This is a genomic window from Methylobacterium sp. GXS13, from assembly GCF_001455965.1.
Classification (GTDB): Bacteria; Pseudomonadota; Alphaproteobacteria; order Rhizobiales; family Beijerinckiaceae; genus Methylobacterium.
In genome coordinates this window covers 21,357-37,255 of record NZ_LKKO01000054.1, presented here as the reverse complement: position 1 = coordinate 37,255, position 15,899 = coordinate 21,357, and the positions used below count along the sequence as shown (strand labels likewise).

Genomic DNA, 15,899 nt, shown 5'->3' with positions numbered 1-15,899 from the left:
GCCGGGGCGGAGGCCGTCGCCGCCCGGATCGACGCGCGCGCCTACGCGCTGGACGTGGCGGATGCCGAGGCCGTCGCGGGGACGCTGGCCCGGATCGAGGCCGAGATCGGGCCGATCGCGCTCTACTGCTCCAATGCCGGCATCCTGGAGCGCGACCCCGATCCCGGGCTCGCGACCTCGGCCGATCCGGCGAGCTGGGACCGCGCCTGGTCGGTGAACGTGATGGGCCATGTCCACGCGGCCCGGGTGCTGGTTCCGCTCTGGCTCGACCGGGGCGGGGGCGCCTTCCTCGGCACCGTCTCGGCGGCCGGATTGCTGAGCCAGATCGGCAGCGCCACCTATTCGGCGACCAAGCACGCCGCCCTCGCCTTCCTGGAGCACATCGCCATCGCGCATGCCGCGGACGGCATCCGGGTCGCCGCCCTGTGCCCGCAGGGCGTCGACACCGCCATGCTCGGCGCGGCCAGCGCCGCCGCCCGCGACGGCGTGCTGTCGCCCGACTCCGTGGCCGAGGCGGCCTTCGACGGGCTGGCGCTGGGCCGGTTCCTGATCCTGCCGCACCCGCAGGTCGCGGACTACGCCCGCCGCCGGGCCGACGACCCCGAACGCTGGCTCGCCGGCATGGCGCGCCTGCGCCGGTCGATGCTGGACGCTCGATGACACCTGACCCGGCTCAGCGAGGACGCGCCATGTCCCTGTTCGATCTGACCGACAAGGTCGCGCTGATCACCGGCTCGTCCCGGGGCATCGGCCGGGCGATCGCGCTGCGGATGGCCGAGCACGGCGCCCGGGTGGTGATCTCCTCGCGCAAGCGCGAGGCCTGCGACGCCGTGGTGGCCGAGATCGAGGCCGCCCACGGCCCGGGTCGCGCGGTGGCGATCCCGGCGAGCATCTCCGTGAAGGCGGAGCTGGAGGATCTGGTCGGTGAGACAGAGGCCCGGCTCGGGCCGGTGGACGTGCTGGTCTGCAACGCCGCCAGCAACCCGTATTACGGGCCGCTGGCCGGCATTTCGGACGCGCAGTTCAGGAAGATCCTGGAGAACAACGTCCTGTCGAACCACTGGCTGATCCAGATGGTCGCCCCCGGCATGGTCGCGCGGCGGGACGGGGCGATCGTGATCGTCTCCTCCATCGGCGCGCTGAAGGGGTCGCCGGTGATCGGCGCCTACAACGTCTCGAAGGCCGCCGACCTCCAGCTCGCGCGCAACTACGCGGTGGAATACGGCCCGGCCAACGTCCGGGTGAATTGCCTCTGCCCGGGGCTGATCCGCACCGATTTCGCCCGGGCCCTGTGGGAGGATCCCAAGATGCTGGCCTCCACCACCGCCGCCGCGCCGCTCCGCCGGATCGGCGAGCCCGACGAGATCGCGGGGGCCGCCGTGTTCCTGGCCTCGCCGGCGGGCCGGTTCGTCACCGGCCAGGCGCTGGTGATCGACGGCGGCGTGACGATCGCACGATGAGCCCCGATCCCCGCCTTCCCGCCGGCTGGCCCGCCCTCTCCTTCCGCGAGGCGGAAGCGCGCCTCACCGGGCCGGGCGCGCCCTTCGCGATCGCCACGGTGCCGATCCGCGGTGTGCCGACCCGGATCTGGACGAACGCGCCCCCGACCCTGCGCGACCTGTTCCGCATCGCCCAGGGCCATGGCGACAGGACCTTCGTGGTCTACCGGGACGAGCGCGTCACCTTCACGGGCTTCGCCCGCGCCGCGACCGCCCTGGCCCACGCCCTGGTGGCGGCCGGGATCGGCAAGGGCGACCGGGCCGCGATCGCGGTGCGCAACCTGCCGGAATGGCCGGTCTGCTACTACGGCGCCCTGCTGGCCGGGGCGATCGCGACGCCGCTGAACGCCTGGTGGACCGGGCCGGAACTGGCCTACGCGCTCCAGCATTCCGGCGCGCGGGTGCTGATCGCCGACGGCGCCCGATACGAGCGCATCGCCCCTCACCGGGTCGAGTGCCCGGCCCTGGAGCGGATTTTTGTCACGCGGATGGAGCCTGACGAGCGGGCGACGCCGCTCGGCGACGTGATCGGCCCGGTGGCGGATTGGGCCGCCCTGCCCGACCGGTCGCCGCCCGACATCGCCCTCGACCCGGAGGACGACGCCACCCTGTTCTACACCTCCGGCACCACGGGCCGGCCGAAGGGCGCGGTCGGCACCCACCGGGCGGCGGCGACCACCGTGATGGCCTATCCCTATTCCGCGTCGCGCAGCGCCCTGCGCCGGGGCGAGGCACCGCCGCGGCCGGACCCCGCCGCACAGCAGCGGGCCTCGCTTCTGGTGATCCCGCTGTTCCACGTCACCGGCTGCCACGCGAGCCTCGGGGCGGCGCTCTATGGCGGCCATCGCCTGGTGATAATGCATCGCTGGGACGCCCATGAGGCCCTCGATCTGATCGACCGGGAGGGCTGCACCGGCGCCGGCGGCGTCCCGACCATCGCCTGGCAGCTCGCCACCGCCGCCCGGGAGGCGGGCCGGCCGCTGCCGAGCCTCGAATCGGTGACGTATGGCGGCGCCCCCGCGGCCGGCGACCTCGTGCGCACCCTGGGCGAGGCCTTCCCGAAGGCGATCCCCGCCACCGGCTGGGGCATGACCGAGACCTCGGCGACCTTCACCCACCACCAGGCCGAGGATTACCGCGCCCATCCCGAATCCTGCGGCCCGCCCCTGCCGGTCTGCGAGGTGCGGATCCTCGACCCGCTCGGCCAGGATCTCCCGCCCGGCAGCGTCGGCGAGCTGTGCGTGAAGGGCCCGAACGTGGTCCGTGGCTACTGGGACGACCCGGCGGCTACCGCGGAGGTTCTGTCCGACGGCTGGCTGCGCACCGGCGACCTCGCTCGGGCCGATGCGGGCGGCTTCCTGACCATCGTCGACCGGATCAAGGACATGCTGATCCGCGGCGGCGAGAACATCTATTGCTGCGAGGTCGAGAACGTCCTCTATGCGCATCCGGACGTGATCGACGCGGTGGTGCTGGCCGTGCCCCACCCGACGCTCGGCGAGGAGCCCGGCGCCATCGTGGCCCTGGCCGAGGGCGCCCGGACCGGCCCGGAGGAGATCCGGGCTTTCGCGGCCGAGCGGCTCGCGGCGTTCAAGGTGCCGGTGCGCGTCGTGGTCTGGGACGGGCTCCTGCCCCGCAACCCCGCGGGCAAGATCCTGCGGGCGCCGCTGCGGAGCGTGTTCGCGGAGGCCTCCGTTCAGAACGGCTCGCCCTCGTCGTCCGGCCGGTAGACCCGCAGGGACCGGCCGTCCGGGAATTCCACGGAGCGGCGGCGCACGACGAGGTAGCCCGCGGCTTCCGCGGCGCGCAGGCGCTCCAGCCGCTCGTCGGCATAGCCCGGTCCGTAATTGTAGGCCCGGTAACGCGGGTAGCTGTCCAGCGGCGGCGGCGGGGGCGGTGGCGCGACCGCGACCATCCTGTGGGCGCGCGCGGTCCGGGTCGGGGAAGCGGCGATGCGCGGCCGGTGCACCGTCGTTGCAGCCCGCCTGGCCTCCGGGCCGGTGCGATGCGTCGCGATCCGTTTCTGGATGGGCCGCGCGGCGACCGCCTTGCGGGCCGGTGCTGCGGCCGCAGGAGTCGAGGCGGGCGGCGGGGCGGCTTTCTGAGCCTCGGTCGGACTCGCCGCCGGGGCCGGATTGCGGGCCGGCGGATCGGTCCAGCCCGACGCCTGCTCGGCCCGCACGCTGGTCGCGCCCAGAGCGAGGGACAGGATCAGGGCGGCGAGACTCGTTCGTGCACCGTACGGCATGGTGCCCTCCTGAGATCGCGGGATTTCGGGTCGGTCCGCGGGGCAGCGCGACAATAGAGGGAACGGTCCCGGAGGGGAATTCCACCGCTCCAATTTGACCGTGATCCCCCAGGACATTTTTAGATTAGTGAATCGTTGCGGATTCGCGCCGACAACTTTTCCGCGGGGCCGCGGATCCCCACGCACGGCCACGATACTCTAGTGGATTGGTTCGAAGGCCCTGCGACGGCGGTTGCTGCACCCCTTGCGGAACCCGCCGCCTTCGCCGTGGTTGCACCGCCATGTCCGTCCTCGCCGATGCGTCCTCCAGCCCACCACCTGGCTTGCGGGTGAGCGTCGATCTGAACCTCTGCCAGGCCTATGCGCAGTGCTGCTATGCGGCGCCGCGGCATTTCCGGATCGAGGGGCACGAGGCCCTGATCTACGACCCGGCTCCGGGCGTGCAGGACCGCGCCGACATCGAGCGCGCGCGCATCGCCTGCCCGGTCCAGGCGATCCGGGTCGAGGATCCGGAGCGAGGCCCCTGAGATGATACCAAGTTCGGACCGTGCCGTGGTGGTCGGGGCTGGCCTCGCAGCGCTTCGTGGCGCCGAGGCCATGCGCGCGTGTGGGTTCTCCGGCTCTGTGACCATCGTCGGTGCCGAGCCCTACCGACCCTACGACCGCCCGCCCCTGTCGAAGCACGTCCTGACCGGCGAGATCCAGGCGGATGCCACCACCCTGCCGAGCAGCCTCGGCGCGGATGTGAACTGGCGGCTCGGCAGCCCGGCCGTGCGTCTCGACCGCGGCGCCCAGACCCTCCACCTCGCGGACGGGGAGGCTCTGTCCTACGACCGTCTGCACATCGCGGCCGGCACCCGCGCCCGGCCCTGGTCGAACCCGCACGAAGGGCGGCTCGACGGTGTCTTCACCCTCCGCGGGCGGGACGACGCCGCCGCCCTGCGGGCCGCCCTGGCCGCCCGACCCCGACGGGTTCTGGTGATCGGCGGCGGCTTCATCGGCTGTGAGGTCGCCAGCTTGTGCCGACACCTCGGCTTGCGGGTGACCCTGGTCGAACCCGGTCCGACGCCGCTGGCGCGCGTGCTCGGCAGCACGGTCGGCGCGCTCATCGGCGCGATCCACGGCGGCCGGGGTGTCGATCTGCGCTGCGGCAGCGAGGTTGAGTGGCTGGAGGATGCGGGCGGTCGGTTCGTGCGCGCCCACCTGACCGACGGCACCCGCATCGACGCGGATGTCGCGGTGATTGCCCTCGGGGCCGTCCGCAACACCGAATGGCTCGACGGGGCAGGCCTGTCGGCCGATCCGGGTGGCGTCGATTGCGATGCCGTGGGCTACGTCCTCGACGCCGACGGGCAACCCGATCCGCGGATCGCCGCGGCCGGCGACGTCGCGCGCTTCCCCCACCCCCTCTACGGCGGCCGGCGGGTGGCGCTGGAACATTGGAGCCAAGCGGTCGCGCAGGGGATCCATGCCGGGCGGCTGCTGGCCGGGGCGAAGCCCGAGGGTCCCTACGGGGCGCTGCCGACCTTCTGGTCGACGCAGGGCGACGTCGTGATCAAGTCCGCCGGGCTGACCGAGGGGGCGGACGCCCTGGCCTTCACCCAGGGCGAGCCCGCCTCGGGCCGCTTCATCGCCGTCTACGGCCGAGAGGGGCGTTGCATCGCGGCGGTATCGGTCGATTCCGCCCGCTGGCTGCCGGCCCATGCCGAGATGGTCGCCACGGGGGCGCCGTTCCCGCCGCGCGGTGCCGCGGCCGACCGGCCCGCGAAGGGAATCGCGATCCACGCCCCGGGCTTTCCCTGACGGCTTGGCGCCCCGGCCCGGATCCGGGATGCTGCGCCGGGGTTTTGATTGGAAGCGCTCCGAGAACCGGCTCCCCGTCCGGACGATGCGCAGCACGGACACCGCATGCCCGACGCCACTCTCCTCAATCAGGTCAAGGATTTCGCCAACCGCGCGAATCCCTACCCCGTCTATGCGAAGCTGCGCGAGAATCCGGTCTCGCGCCAGGACGATGGGACCGAGTCCGGAACCTGGGTGGCCTCCACCCACGCCACCATCGCGAGCCTGCTTCAGGATCCGCGGGTCAGCTCCGAGACCCTGCCCCCGGCAGACCGGCCGCGCACCGGCAATCCCCTCACCGACCTGCTCGTCAAGCCGCTGAAGGACTGGATGATGAACCGGCACCGGGTCTTCATCTTCCGCGATCCGCCCGACCACGATGTCCTGCGGGCCTCCGTGATGCATCAGTTCTCGCGCGCGCGCATCCAGGCGATGCGGACCCGCTCCGAACGGCTGGTGGCCGACCTGCTCGACGAGAAATGCGGCGCCCGGGAGATCGACGCGGTCGACGACCTCGCCTACCCGCTGCCTGTGACGGTGATCTGCGAGCTGTTCGGCGTGCCCCGGGAGGACGAGCCGAAATTCCATGGCTGGGCGACGCAACTTGCCACGGCCCTGGAGCCCGACAGCCTGTCCGACCGCAAGATCCGCGACGAGAACAGCCGGACCTTCGACGCGATCGGCGGCTACATGGCCGAGCTGATCAAGGAGAAGCGCAAGCACCCGCAGGACGACATGCTCTCGGGCCTCGCCAACGAGGCGACGCCGGAGGGCGTGAAGATGGGCGATTATGACCTGATCGCCACCTCGATCCTGATGCTGGTGGCCGGCCACGAGACCACCGTGAACCTGATCACCAACGGGCTGCTGACGCTGCTGCGCCACCCCGACCAGCTGGAGCGCCTGCGCCAGGATCCCGAACGCGCGCCTCGGCTGATCGAGGAGCTTCTGCGCTATGAGCCGCCGGTGCAGTTCCGGACCCGCAAGACGCTGTCTTCCATCGACATCGCCGGCGTGACGATCCCCGAGGGCGCCGACCTCGTCCTGTTGCTCGCCTCCGGCAACCGCGACGGCACCGTGTTCCCGGATCCCGATCGCTTCGATCCCGACCGCGCCCGCAGCCGGCATCTCGGTTTCGGCGGCAGCCTGCATTACTGCGTCGGCGCCCCGCTGGCCCGCTTCGAGGCCGAGGCGGCGCTCACGGCGCTCGCCAAGCGGCTCAAAGCCCCCCGGTTGGTCGAAGACCCACCGCCCTACCGATCGGGCGCCGCCCTGCGCGGGCCCGAGCACCTGCGGGTGGCGATCGACGGGATCGTTTGACGTGTCGAGGACGGGACCCGAGCGACGCTGAACGTCGTGGACGTTCCGTCCCCCCGCTGCCTCAGGCCGCTTTGACCGCCGCCAGGAACGTGGTCACTTCCTGGCCGAGCCCCGAGGCGTAGCGCGCCAGATCCTGGGCCGCGCTCAGCACCTGACCGGCGGCCGCGCCGGTTTCTCCGGCGGCATGAAGCACCTCGGCGATATCCGCGCTGACGGCCTGCGTGCCCTGCGCGGCCTGGGAGACGTTCCGGACGATCTCGCTCGTCGCCGCGCCCTGCTCCTCCATGGCCGCGGCCACGCTCAGGGCCACCGTGCGCATCGTGTCGATCGTGCCGCCGATCGTCTGGATGGACTCCACGGCGTGCCGGGTCTCGCTCTGGATCGCGGCGATCTGGCCGGCGATCGTGTCGGTGGCCTTGGCGGTCTGGGCGGCCAGGGCCTTCACTTCCCCGGCGACCACGGCGAACCCCCGGCCGGCCTCACCGGCGCGGGCGGCCTCGATGGTGGCGTTCAGCGCCAGCAGGTTGGTCTGCCCGGCGATGCCGGCGATCAGGCCCATCACCTCGCTGATCTGGTCCGTGCCCCGGGAGAGAACCTGCATCAGCGCGTTCGTGCGGGCCGCGTCCACGCTCGCCTGGTCGGCCATCGTCGAGGATTGGGCGACACGGGACGCGATCTCCTGGATCGAGGCGGACATCTCCTCGCTGGCGGCGGCCACGGTCTGGACGTTGCTCGATGTCTGCTCGGAGGCGGCGGCGACCCGCCCGGACTGGTCCGTGGTCCGCGCGGCGGTGCGCGTCATCTCCCGGGCGGTGGCTTCCATCTCCACGGCGGCCGAGGACAGGCTCTGCGTCAGCGCGCCGACATGCGCGTCGAACCGGGTGGTCAGTGCATCGAGGGCCTGGGCCCGGCGCATCTTGGCGGCGTTCTCGACGGCGGCGGCCGCCTCGGCCTCCCGCTTGGCGACCAGCGCCTCCTTGAACACCTGCACCGCCCGCGCCATCGCGCCGACCTCGTCGCCGCGCTGCTGATCCGCCACCGGCGCCGCGAGGTCGCCGCCGGCGAGCGCCCGCATCGCCGCGGTCAGGCGGACGATCGGCCGTGACAGGCCGTCGCCGATGAACAGGAGCAGGGCCAGCACCGGGAGCACGAGGCCCGCGGACCAGAGGGCGTTGGTGATGGCGCGATGGCGTACGGCCGCGTGGACATCGTCCCGGTAGAGGCCGGCCGCCAGGATCCAGCCCCAGGGTTTGAAGAGCTGCACGCTCGCGACCTTCTCGACCGGCTCGGTCCCGCCCGCGCGTGGCTTCATGTAATCGACGAAGCCGGAGCCGTCGCGCTTGGCCACCTCGACCATCTCGGCGAAGTAGCGCTTACCGCCCGGCATGTCGGTCTGATCCAGAACCACCTTGCCGACATTCTTGGCGTTGAACGCGTTGGCGATCAGCCGTCCCTCCGTGTCGAGGACGAAGAAGTAATCGGCCTTGCCGAAGCGCAGCGCGCTGACGGCTTCGAGGGCGGCCTTCTGGGCCTGATCGAGGGGCATCCGGCCGGCGGAGGCCAGCGCCGCGTAATGGCCGAGCAGGCTCTGCGCGACGTCGCCGAGATTCGTGGTCATCAGCGCGCGATCTTCGAGCGCCGAGGAGCGGGTTTCGACGTAGTTCAGGCCGCTGAGGACGCCGACGGCCGCGAGCACCAGCGCCATCACGGCCGCCAGCTTGTGGCGCAGCCTGATGTTCGCGAGACGCCACCGAGACGCAGGGTTGCCCTCAGGCGAGCGATTGGTCTGCGAGCGTGTCATCGGGGCACCGGGAACGGGACGGCCGAAGGCCGTCGGGAGCTCTCAGCACCGGAGGCGCCGCCATACGCAGCGACTCGTACCCCCAGCGCTGTTCCGCGGCGAAGGTTAGACACAAGATTGGTAAACACAAACTACACGCCGTTCGGCAGCGACAGAATTTCGTCGTGAACCGGCCTATTTGTATCTTCCGATGTCAGTTCGACAGTCGGTTCCTTTAGAAGCAATGTCGTTTCAAGATGTGGCAGCGAAGAGCACAAAAAACGGTTCTGTATCGCCGGGGCCGCCGGCGATGTTCCACGCGCTAGCCGTCGATTTGATAGTGGATCGGTTTGAAGCTGCCGTTGTTCGATTGCAGCGCCGAGCAGGCGGTCAGACCGATGATCAGGTCGGTCTCGGCGGTGAACACGATCCGGTCGCCGGCCCGGCTCAACGGCGGCGCGACGGTGAGCGCCCCGGTGGTGCCGTCGATCGGCACGTTCATGAAGCAGTTGAACGCAACCGGGATCGCGTCCGGCGCGATGCCGTAGGGCGCGAGAGCCGCCGCCAGGTTGCCGAAGCAGCCGCGATGCGGGTCCGTGTCGCCGTAGATGATCCTGAACGTGTCGGCCGAGCACGGCGTCAGAAGGAAATCGTGGCGTCCGACCGTGTCCTCGACGATGCGCAGCAATACGTTGGAGCGGTTGGAATAGAGCGGATCGCCGGTGGTCAGGTAGATCCGGCTGGCATAATCGAGGGTCCGCCCCGACGAGATCACCTCGCCGGTGTCGTGGCGGTTGTAGGCGACGAGGTCGGCCACCTGCTCCCCGCGCGGGTCGATCACCGTGAGCCGCTGTCCCCGGTCGAGGGTGAAGGCGACGCCTGAGCGCGGCTCGATCTGCTGCACGTCCGCCCGATCCATGATGTCTCCGCTTCCGCTTCAATCCGGCCGGAAACGCGGCAAAGGCCGCCGCGATCCAGCGACGTCTCAGGCGCCGTTCGTCGGGAAGATGGGATCGAGCGGCGAAGCCAGGGGATGCCAGTCGTCGGTGGTTGTCGTCGCCGGAGCCGCAGGCCGGCCCTGCATCGGGCAGCGCCACTCGTCGCCGACCACCCGGCCGCTGTACTGGCGGGCCTCGGAGGTCTCGCCGTGGCGTGCCAGCATCGGGTTGAGGCTGCCGGCCAGGGCCTCGTCGCGCTCCAGGATCGAGGCGCGCAGCTTCTCGTAGCGACCCTCGGCCCGCAGCCGCTCGAACTGGGCGTGCAGGTTGAACACCAGCACCGGCGAGGAGAATTGCCGGGCCGGCCGGCTCGCATGCGGGTGCAGCCCAACCACGAAGAACGCCTCGCCGCCGAAGCTCAGCGAGAAGTGCGGGTTCTCGGGGTCGTCCGCGACGCGCGCGTCGTGTGGCTGGCCGAGCCAGGCATCCTTGTCGGTAAGCGATTGCGCCCGTGCCCAGAGGTTCTGCTCGAACGCCTCCTCCGAGAGGTCGCCCGGTCCCTCGAACACCACCGCGAAGCTCTGGAACAGATCGGGCGCCTCCCGGTAGCGCGCCACGAAGGCGAGCAGCGCCGGGTAGATGCGCATGTCGTCCCAGCCCGAGGTGAGGTCCCGGGCCACCACGATCTTCATGCGCCCGCGCGATAGGGCCGACTTGGCGCCGACGCAGGGAAACGGGGGATTCCGGATGAAGTCGCGAAAGGCCTGGGCGCGGGGATGCTCTTGGTCGTCGCGAGGAAACTGCATGCGGTCCGTGGCTCAAAATCTGCGCAGGTGTGCCCTGGGTGAGGCAACCGCTGTTCGGGACTCGGGCAACCCCGGTTTGAGGTCGCTGTTCCCACCTGCGACAGGTCGTCCGGGGAGAAGGTGAATCTTTCTCCGGTTCAGACAGAATCGGCGGGGTGTTCGGAAGACATGCTGCAATGTTCGGGGGCCGTCCAAACATAGATTAAGGTGGCCAAGACTCGGCCTGCGCCCATGCGAATGCTGCGGCGACGATGCCGTAACTTCGCCGGGCACACTGTCGGCCTGACTCAGCTCAACGCCGGCTGCCAGGCTCGGCCCGCTGCCGCGCCGCCGCGGCCCCGAACGCCTCGAACAGCGCGCGGTTGATCGGGTTCGTCGTGGCGTCGTGTTCCGGGTGCCACTGCACGCCCAGGGCGAAGCCCGCCGCGTCCCGGATGCGGATCGCCTCGATCGTGCCGTCCTCTGCGACACCTTCAACGATGACGCGGGCGCCCAACTCCTGGATGCCCTGGCCATGCAGGGAATTCACCCGGATCGTCTCGCGCCCGAGCAGCCGCGCGAAGGCGCCGCCCGGGGTCAGGCGTACGTCGTGGCGGTCGGCGAACACGACCTCCAGATCCGGATGGATCTCGCCATTCTCGAGCCGTGGCATGCGGTGGTTGAGGCGGCCGGGCAGGTTGCGGATCTCCGGGTGCAGGCTGCCGCCGAAGGCGACATTCATCTCCTGGAAGCCACGGCAAATGCCGAACAGCCGCACGCCGCGGGCGATGCAGGCCTCGATCAGCGGAAGCGCCATCGCGTCGCGGGCCTCGTCGTAGGGTTCGTGCGCCGGGTCGGCCTCGGTCCGGAATCGGGCCGGATGGACGTTGGCCCGCCCGCCGGTGAGAAGGATGCCGTCTACCGTGTCGAGCAAGTCGCCGAGATCGGTGATCCCGGGGCAGCCGGCGAACACCAGCGGCAGGGCTCCGGCCACTTCGGCCAGCGCGCGGAGGTTGTTCTCGCCGACGATCTGGGCCGAGAACCGGTTGTCGAGCAGGCGGGCGTTTCCGATGACGCCGATCACGGGTCTCGCCATCGTCCCGCCCACTCCTTGTCTCGGCTGCGCCGCAGGCCCTGCACCTTGCGGTTGGCTCTACGGCCCAGGCAAGGCCGGCGCCAGTCCCGCCGGCCGCCGGGTCAGGCGCCGAGGATGCCGAGACTCCGCGCCTCTTCGAGGAGCACCTCGGCGACACGCTCGGGCGCCTCCTCGTGGGCGAGATGGCCCAGCCCCCGGATCAGGGCGACGCGGGCGTCGGGCAGGCGGTCGCGCAGGGTGAAGGCGGTATCCGGCAGGATCGCCCGGTCGTCGCCGCCGACGATCAGCAGGGTCCGGGTCGTCAACTCCGGCAACGCCCGGTGCAGCCCGGCGAGGTCCCAGTTGGCCATCATGCCGAGCGCCCCGCGGACATGGCCCGCCCGGGCGAACAGCCGCCGATAGAGATCGACGCCCTGCGGATCGAGGCGCGAGCCGGTGCCCTCGATCAGTCTTTTGGCTGCCGACCGATCCGCCGTCCAGGCGAAGATTTTTGGGGTGAACGGGTTGAGGAACAGCAGCCGGGCCATGCCGGGGAAGAGGAGGCTCGCCGCCCCGGGCAGCGGTGCCAGCGCGCCGTTGAAGGCTGCCAGCAGCCGCGGGGCGATCGCGCCGTCCAGGCACATCCGCGCCAGCACCGCCGCCCCGGCCGAGTGACCGGCCGCCACGACCGGCGCGCGCCCGAGCGCTGCGACGAGGCCCGCCACCGCCCGGGCCATGCCGGGCAGCGACAGGTCCGAATCCGGCAGGGGATCGGTGAAGCCGTGGCCCGGCAGGTCCGGGGCGATCACGAAGAAGTCTTGGGCCAGGAGCGGCGCCAGGCCGCGCCAGGAATGGGTGGCGGCGCCGGTCCCGTGGAGCAACAGCAGCACCGGCGCTTCGGGACGGCCGAACTCCTGGACATGCCAGCGCAGGCCCGCCGCCTCCACGAAGCGGCTCGCCGCCCGGTGCGGCCAATCCCGGCCCTCGACTGCCCAGTCGGGCCGATCCGTCTCCTTGACGCTTAGCACCGGCTTGTATCCTGCGGTGCACCAAACTGGCGCGCGACATGGATCTCTGCGCTATCGTGCCGGGTTGGAAGTATTTCGTAAGACATTGCAATTGCATGCGGAAATCGCATGCCACTGCTGCCGGAAACCAGATTGCTGCAACGCAGCAAGGGGCGCATCACGGTGGCGCTCCCAGACACCGCGCACCTCCCACCAACGGAACCGGCCATGATCGTCTTCACCTCCTCGACCCATCACTTCGACAGCGCGACTTCCGGCCGCTGGAGCTTCCGCGGCCTGTTCCGCGAGATGCTGAACGCCTGGATGTCCCACAACCAGCGCGTCGCCGATCTCGGCGCCGGCCATCCCCTTTAATCCTCGACCCACCCGGTCAGGCCGTAGCCCCGCTCAGAGCGCGGCCCGCACCGCCGCGCTGAGCAGACCTGCATCGGCCCGCGGCAGCACCAGGTAGCGGGCGGCCATTGCGTCTGCGACCGAGCGTGCGCCTTCGCCGCGTGCGCCGGTATCGATCACCAAAGCCGGCACGCCGGCCGTGCGGAGTGCGCGAGCCGCCTGCAGAGCCTCCTGCCCGGCCCGGGCGCGGCCGCCCTCTCCGGACCGCGCGACATTGGCGCGTCCATCCGTCAGCAGCACGATCACGGGCCGGCTCCCGCCCCGGCGTACGCCGAGCGCGACAGTCAGCGCCGCGTCGATCCCCGCCGCCAGTGGCGTACCGCCCCCGCCCGGCAGGCCCGACAGGCCGCGCTTGGCCCGGATGAGCGAGCGGGTCGGCGGCAGGACCAGCTCCGCACCTGCGCCGCGGAACGCCACCAAAGCCACCCGATCGCGCCGAACATAGGCTTCCGCCAGCAGCAGCTCGACCGCGCCCTTGGCCTCGGCCAGACGTTCCAGGGCGGCCGAGCCGGAGGCATCGACGCAGAACACCGTGGTGGTCTCGGTCCGCTGCCGCAGGATCCGAATCCGCAGATCGTCCCGCCGGACCACGATCGGGCGGGTTTCGCCCTCTGCACGCCGGAGGGCCTGCCACGGGGCCGCCGCCCGCAGGGTCGCGAGGGGGTCGAGGCGCCCCCGCCGCGGGTCGCCCCGCCGGCTGCCGATCGGACGCCCGGTGCGCGCCGCCGCCGGCTGGCCGACCCGCCCGGCCTTCGCGGTCGAGAGGCGCACGCCCCCCGCCAGCAGCTGATCCAGAAGGTTCGCCGGGATCGCCGCGCGCACCGCCGCCAGAACGCGATCCTCGGCCGCATCGGCCGGGGCCGGATCCGTCGCCTGATCCGTCGGGCCGTCTTCCTCGGACGGCGGGGGCGGCGCCTCGGTTTCCTCCGGGGGCGCCTCCTCCGGTGCAGGCAGCCGCGTCGCGCGCGAGGCCAGGACCAGGCGGGCCGCCGCCGTGATCGCGTCCGTGCCGATCGGCCCGTCCGCTGCGAGCGCCCGCGCCACCCGGGCCGCCAGGATCGGCCCGCGCAGGGAGGCGATGCCGAGCGCCTCCGCCAGCCGGCACAGCGTGCCGAGCGGATCGGCCTCCGGGGTGCCGACCTCCGTGTTCACGGCGGCGACGGCAGGTGCGTCGCAATGCGCGATCCCGACGCCGCTCAGGTCGATCCGGAACGCCACGCGATCGGCCAGGGCCTCGGCGACGGTCTCGTCCCCCTCGCCCTCGTCGAGGAGCACGAGCCCGAAGCGCGCCCGGCGCTCCGATGCCGTGCCGGTGTCGAGGGCACCCGCCAGGCGGGCTGCGATGCCGGGGGGCAGACGCTCGGCCATGGGCACGACGATCAGCCCGCCATCGGTCTCGGCGAGCAATCCCGCCCGTGCCACCGACCGGCCCGCCGCCAGAGTGGCGGCGAGGTCGAGACCGCCGAGCAGGCTGTCGTCGCCGATGCCGGGCGGCAGCCGCCGCCAGGGCGTCCCCGGCGCAAGCGCCGCCCGCAGGCCGTCGAGCCAGCGCTCCCGCACCGGTCCGGGCCCCGCCCGCACCACCGCGCCGCCGAAGCCATGCGGGTCGGTCGCGAGGAGGTGGGCGGCGAGCAGGGCGTCGGGCCAGATTCTTTGCGGCACGTCCGCCTTCCCTCCCCCCTCTGCGGGGGAGGATGGCCCTCGCGTCAGCGAGGGTCGGGAGAGGGGCAGCGCCACGGCAGCGGGTTTCGCACCCGATGCGCCTCGTCCGGACATGGCGCTCGCCTCTCCCCCCCTGCTTCGCAGGTTCCCCTCCCCGGCAGAGGGGGGAGGGAAAACCGGCTCCGGCCCCGTCACGAAAACACGTCCGCCAGCGCCCGCTCGACCCGGGCGGTCGAGCCGGATTCATCGAGGGGGTTGCGGCGCAGGCGGTGGCGCAGGGCAGCCGGGGCGACCCGGCGGATATGGTCGTCGGTGACGGCCTCGGCGCCGTCGAGGGCTGCCAGCGCCCGGGCGGTGCGCATCAGGGTCAGCTCGCCGCGCAGGCCGTCGGTGCCCAGCGCCAGGCAGAGCTGCGCCGCGCGCTCCAGGGCCGAGTCCGGCACGTTCAGATGCGGCAGGCGCTCCCGGGCCAGCAGGATCCTTTTTCGGATCGTTGTCTCGTCGCCAGCGCGGGCGGCGCAGAACCCTTCGGGATCGCGCTCGTAGGCGTCCCGGGCGCGCACCACCGCGATGCGGGTGGCGATGTCCTGCGGGGTGGCGACCTCGCAGGCCAGCCCGAACCGGTCGAGGAGCTGCGGGCGCAACTCGCCCTCTTCCGGGTTGCCGGAGCCCACCAGGACGAATTTTGCGGGGTGCCGCAAGCTGAGCCCCTCACGCTCAACGGTGTTCACCCCGGAGGCGGCGACATCGAGCAGGAGGTCCACCAAGTGGTCCTCCAGCAGGTTCACCTCGTCGATATATAGAAACCCGCGATTGGCCCGGGCGAGCAGCCCCGGTTCGAACGCCTTCACGCCGGCGCCGAGCGCCCGCTCCAGATCGAGGGTGCCGACCACCCGGTCCTCGGTGGCGCCCAGCGGCAGATCCACCACCGGCACCGGTTTTTTTTCGGACTTCCTCCGTGCACCCGGCAGGCTCGCGCAGTGCGGGCAGCTCTCGGCCGGGCTGTCGGGATCGCAATTGTACGGGCAGCCGACCACCGCCCGCATCGGCGGCAGCAAGGCGGCGAGCGCCCGGATCGCCGTGGATTTCCCGGTGCCCCGGTCGCCGAACACCAGCACGCCGCCGATGGACGGGTCCACGGCGGCGATCAGCAGCGCCTGGCGCATCTCGTCCTGCGCGACGATGGCCGAGAAGGGGAAGGTTGGCACGTGGCTCTGGCTCTCGCACCTCTCCTCCCCCTTGCGGGGAGGAGCCGGAGGTGGGGGTGGTGCAGGATGGACCAGAGCGGTGCCGTTTGCACCACCCCCACCCCTACCCTTCCCCACAAGG

Annotated in this window: 15 protein-coding genes; 7 read left to right on the top strand and 8 right to left on the bottom strand. The window is 71.7% G+C overall.

Annotated features, from left to right (window positions below; all coding sequences use genetic code 11):
• The 3 genes from AO398_RS19385 to AO398_RS19375 all read left to right on the top strand — a co-directional run.
• Positions 1–660: SDR family NAD(P)-dependent oxidoreductase (locus AO398_RS19385; RefSeq protein ID WP_058193837.1), on the top strand; the 660-nt coding region annotated here is incomplete at its 5' end.
• Between the two features lie 29 nt (positions 661–689).
• Positions 690–1,460: an SDR family oxidoreductase gene (locus AO398_RS19380; protein WP_058193836.1), complete on the top strand. Its 771-nt coding sequence runs from the start codon at positions 690–692 to the stop codon at positions 1,458–1,460.
• Positions 1,457–3,229: a class I adenylate-forming enzyme family protein gene (locus AO398_RS19375; protein ID WP_058193835.1), complete on the top strand. Its 1,773-nt coding sequence runs from the start codon at positions 1,457–1,459 to the stop codon at positions 3,227–3,229. Before AO398_RS19380 ends, AO398_RS19375 begins: the two co-directional genes overlap by 4 nt.
• Here AO398_RS19375 and AO398_RS19370 read toward each other — a convergent pair.
• On the bottom strand, positions 3,196–3,747 hold the full coding sequence (locus AO398_RS19370) for a hypothetical protein (RefSeq protein ID WP_058193834.1): 552 nt from the start codon (positions 3,745–3,747) through the stop codon (positions 3,196–3,198). The genes AO398_RS19375 and AO398_RS19370 overlap by 34 nt on opposite strands.
• 281 nt (positions 3,748–4,028) lie before the next feature.
• On the opposite strand from AO398_RS19370, the gene AO398_RS19365 reads away from it, so the two are divergent.
• From AO398_RS19365 to AO398_RS19355, 3 genes are all read left to right on the top strand, one after another.
• A complete protein-coding gene (locus AO398_RS19365; RefSeq protein ID WP_058193833.1) occupies positions 4,029–4,274 on the top strand; it encodes a ferredoxin in 246 nt (81 codons plus the stop codon).
• Position 4,275: 1 nt separating this feature from the next.
• Positions 4,276–5,550, top strand: a complete 1,275-nt coding sequence (locus AO398_RS19360; protein WP_058193832.1) for an FAD/NAD(P)-binding oxidoreductase — start codon at positions 4,276–4,278, stop codon at positions 5,548–5,550.
• 105 nt (positions 5,551–5,655) lie between these two features.
• Positions 5,656–6,909, top strand: a complete 1,254-nt coding sequence (locus AO398_RS19355) for a cytochrome P450 (RefSeq protein ID WP_058193831.1) — start codon at positions 5,656–5,658, stop codon at positions 6,907–6,909.
• 61 nt (positions 6,910–6,970) lie between these two features.
• Here the strand turns inward: AO398_RS19355 and AO398_RS19350 are convergent, their stop codons facing one another.
• The 5 genes from AO398_RS19350 to bchO form a co-directional block, all read right to left on the bottom strand.
• On the bottom strand, positions 6,971–8,710 hold the full coding sequence (locus tag AO398_RS19350) for a methyl-accepting chemotaxis protein (RefSeq protein WP_058193830.1): 1,740 nt from the start codon (positions 8,708–8,710) through the stop codon (positions 6,971–6,973).
• A 301-nt stretch (positions 8,711–9,011) separates the two neighbouring features.
• Positions 9,012–9,608, bottom strand: a complete 597-nt coding sequence (locus AO398_RS19345) for an urea carboxylase-associated family protein (protein WP_058193829.1) — start codon at positions 9,606–9,608, stop codon at positions 9,012–9,014.
• A 66-nt stretch (positions 9,609–9,674) separates the two neighbouring features.
• Positions 9,675–10,433: a guanitoxin biosynthesis heme-dependent pre-guanitoxin N-hydroxylase GntA gene (gene gntA / locus AO398_RS19340; protein ID WP_058193828.1), complete on the bottom strand. Its 759-nt coding sequence runs from the start codon at positions 10,431–10,433 to the stop codon at positions 9,675–9,677.
• A 292-nt stretch (positions 10,434–10,725) separates the two neighbouring features.
• On the bottom strand, positions 10,726–11,508 hold the full coding sequence (locus AO398_RS19335) for a gamma-glutamyl-gamma-aminobutyrate hydrolase family protein (protein WP_058193841.1): 783 nt from the start codon (positions 11,506–11,508) through the stop codon (positions 10,726–10,728).
• Positions 11,509–11,609: 101 nt separating this feature from the next.
• A complete protein-coding gene (bchO, locus tag AO398_RS19330) occupies positions 11,610–12,515 on the bottom strand; it encodes an alpha/beta fold hydrolase BchO (RefSeq protein WP_058193827.1) in 906 nt (301 codons plus the stop codon).
• 207 nt (positions 12,516–12,722) lie between these two features.
• On the opposite strand from bchO, the gene AO398_RS29100 reads away from it, so the two are divergent.
• The gene (locus AO398_RS29100) at positions 12,723–12,869 is read left to right on the top strand and encodes a hypothetical protein (RefSeq protein WP_201025803.1); all 147 of its coding nucleotides are present in this window, start codon (positions 12,723–12,725) and stop codon (positions 12,867–12,869) included.
• 33 nt (positions 12,870–12,902) lie between these two features.
• On the opposite strand, the gene AO398_RS19325 is transcribed toward AO398_RS29100, so the two are convergent.
• Both AO398_RS19325 and bchI read right to left on the bottom strand, forming a co-directional pair.
• A complete protein-coding gene (locus AO398_RS19325; protein WP_082643354.1) occupies positions 12,903–14,684 on the bottom strand; it encodes a magnesium chelatase subunit D in 1,782 nt (593 codons plus the stop codon).
• Positions 14,685–14,761: 77 nt separating this feature from the next.
• The gene (bchI, locus tag AO398_RS19320; protein WP_058193826.1) at positions 14,762–15,778 is read right to left on the bottom strand and encodes a magnesium chelatase ATPase subunit I; all 1,017 of its coding nucleotides are present in this window, start codon (positions 15,776–15,778) and stop codon (positions 14,762–14,764) included.
• Positions 15,779–15,899 lie beyond the last annotated feature (121 nt).

Excerpts from the sequence above, each read along its gene's own strand:
- AO398_RS19380 (WP_058193836.1), top strand. The coding sequence starts at position 690 with ATGTCCCTGTTCGATCTGACCGACAAGGTCGCGCTGATCACCGGCTCG.
- AO398_RS19375 (WP_058193835.1), top strand. The coding sequence starts at position 1,457 with ATGAGCCCCGATCCCCGCCTTCCCGCCGGCTGGCCCGCCCTCTCCTTC.
- AO398_RS19370 (WP_058193834.1), bottom strand. The coding sequence starts at position 3,747 with ATGCCGTACGGTGCACGAACGAGTCTCGCCGCCCTGATCCTGTCCCTC.
- AO398_RS19365 (WP_058193833.1), top strand. The coding sequence starts at position 4,029 with ATGTCCGTCCTCGCCGATGCGTCCTCCAGCCCACCACCTGGCTTGCGG.
- AO398_RS19360 (WP_058193832.1), top strand. The coding sequence starts at position 4,276 with ATGATACCAAGTTCGGACCGTGCCGTGGTGGTCGGGGCTGGCCTCGCA.
- AO398_RS19355 (WP_058193831.1), top strand. The coding sequence starts at position 5,656 with ATGCCCGACGCCACTCTCCTCAATCAGGTCAAGGATTTCGCCAACCGC.
- AO398_RS19350 (WP_058193830.1), bottom strand. The coding sequence starts at position 8,710 with ATGACACGCTCGCAGACCAATCGCTCGCCTGAGGGCAACCCTGCGTCT.
- AO398_RS19345 (WP_058193829.1), bottom strand. The coding sequence starts at position 9,608 with ATGGATCGGGCGGACGTGCAGCAGATCGAGCCGCGCTCAGGCGTCGCC.
- gntA (WP_058193828.1), bottom strand. The coding sequence starts at position 10,433 with ATGCAGTTTCCTCGCGACGACCAAGAGCATCCCCGCGCCCAGGCCTTT.
- AO398_RS19335 (WP_058193841.1), bottom strand. The coding sequence starts at position 11,508 with ATGGCGAGACCCGTGATCGGCGTCATCGGAAACGCCCGCCTGCTCGAC.
- AO398_RS29100 (WP_201025803.1), top strand. The coding sequence starts at position 12,723 with ATGATCGTCTTCACCTCCTCGACCCATCACTTCGACAGCGCGACTTCC.
- AO398_RS19325 (WP_082643354.1), bottom strand. The coding sequence starts at position 14,684 with ATGTCCGGACGAGGCGCATCGGGTGCGAAACCCGCTGCCGTGGCGCTG.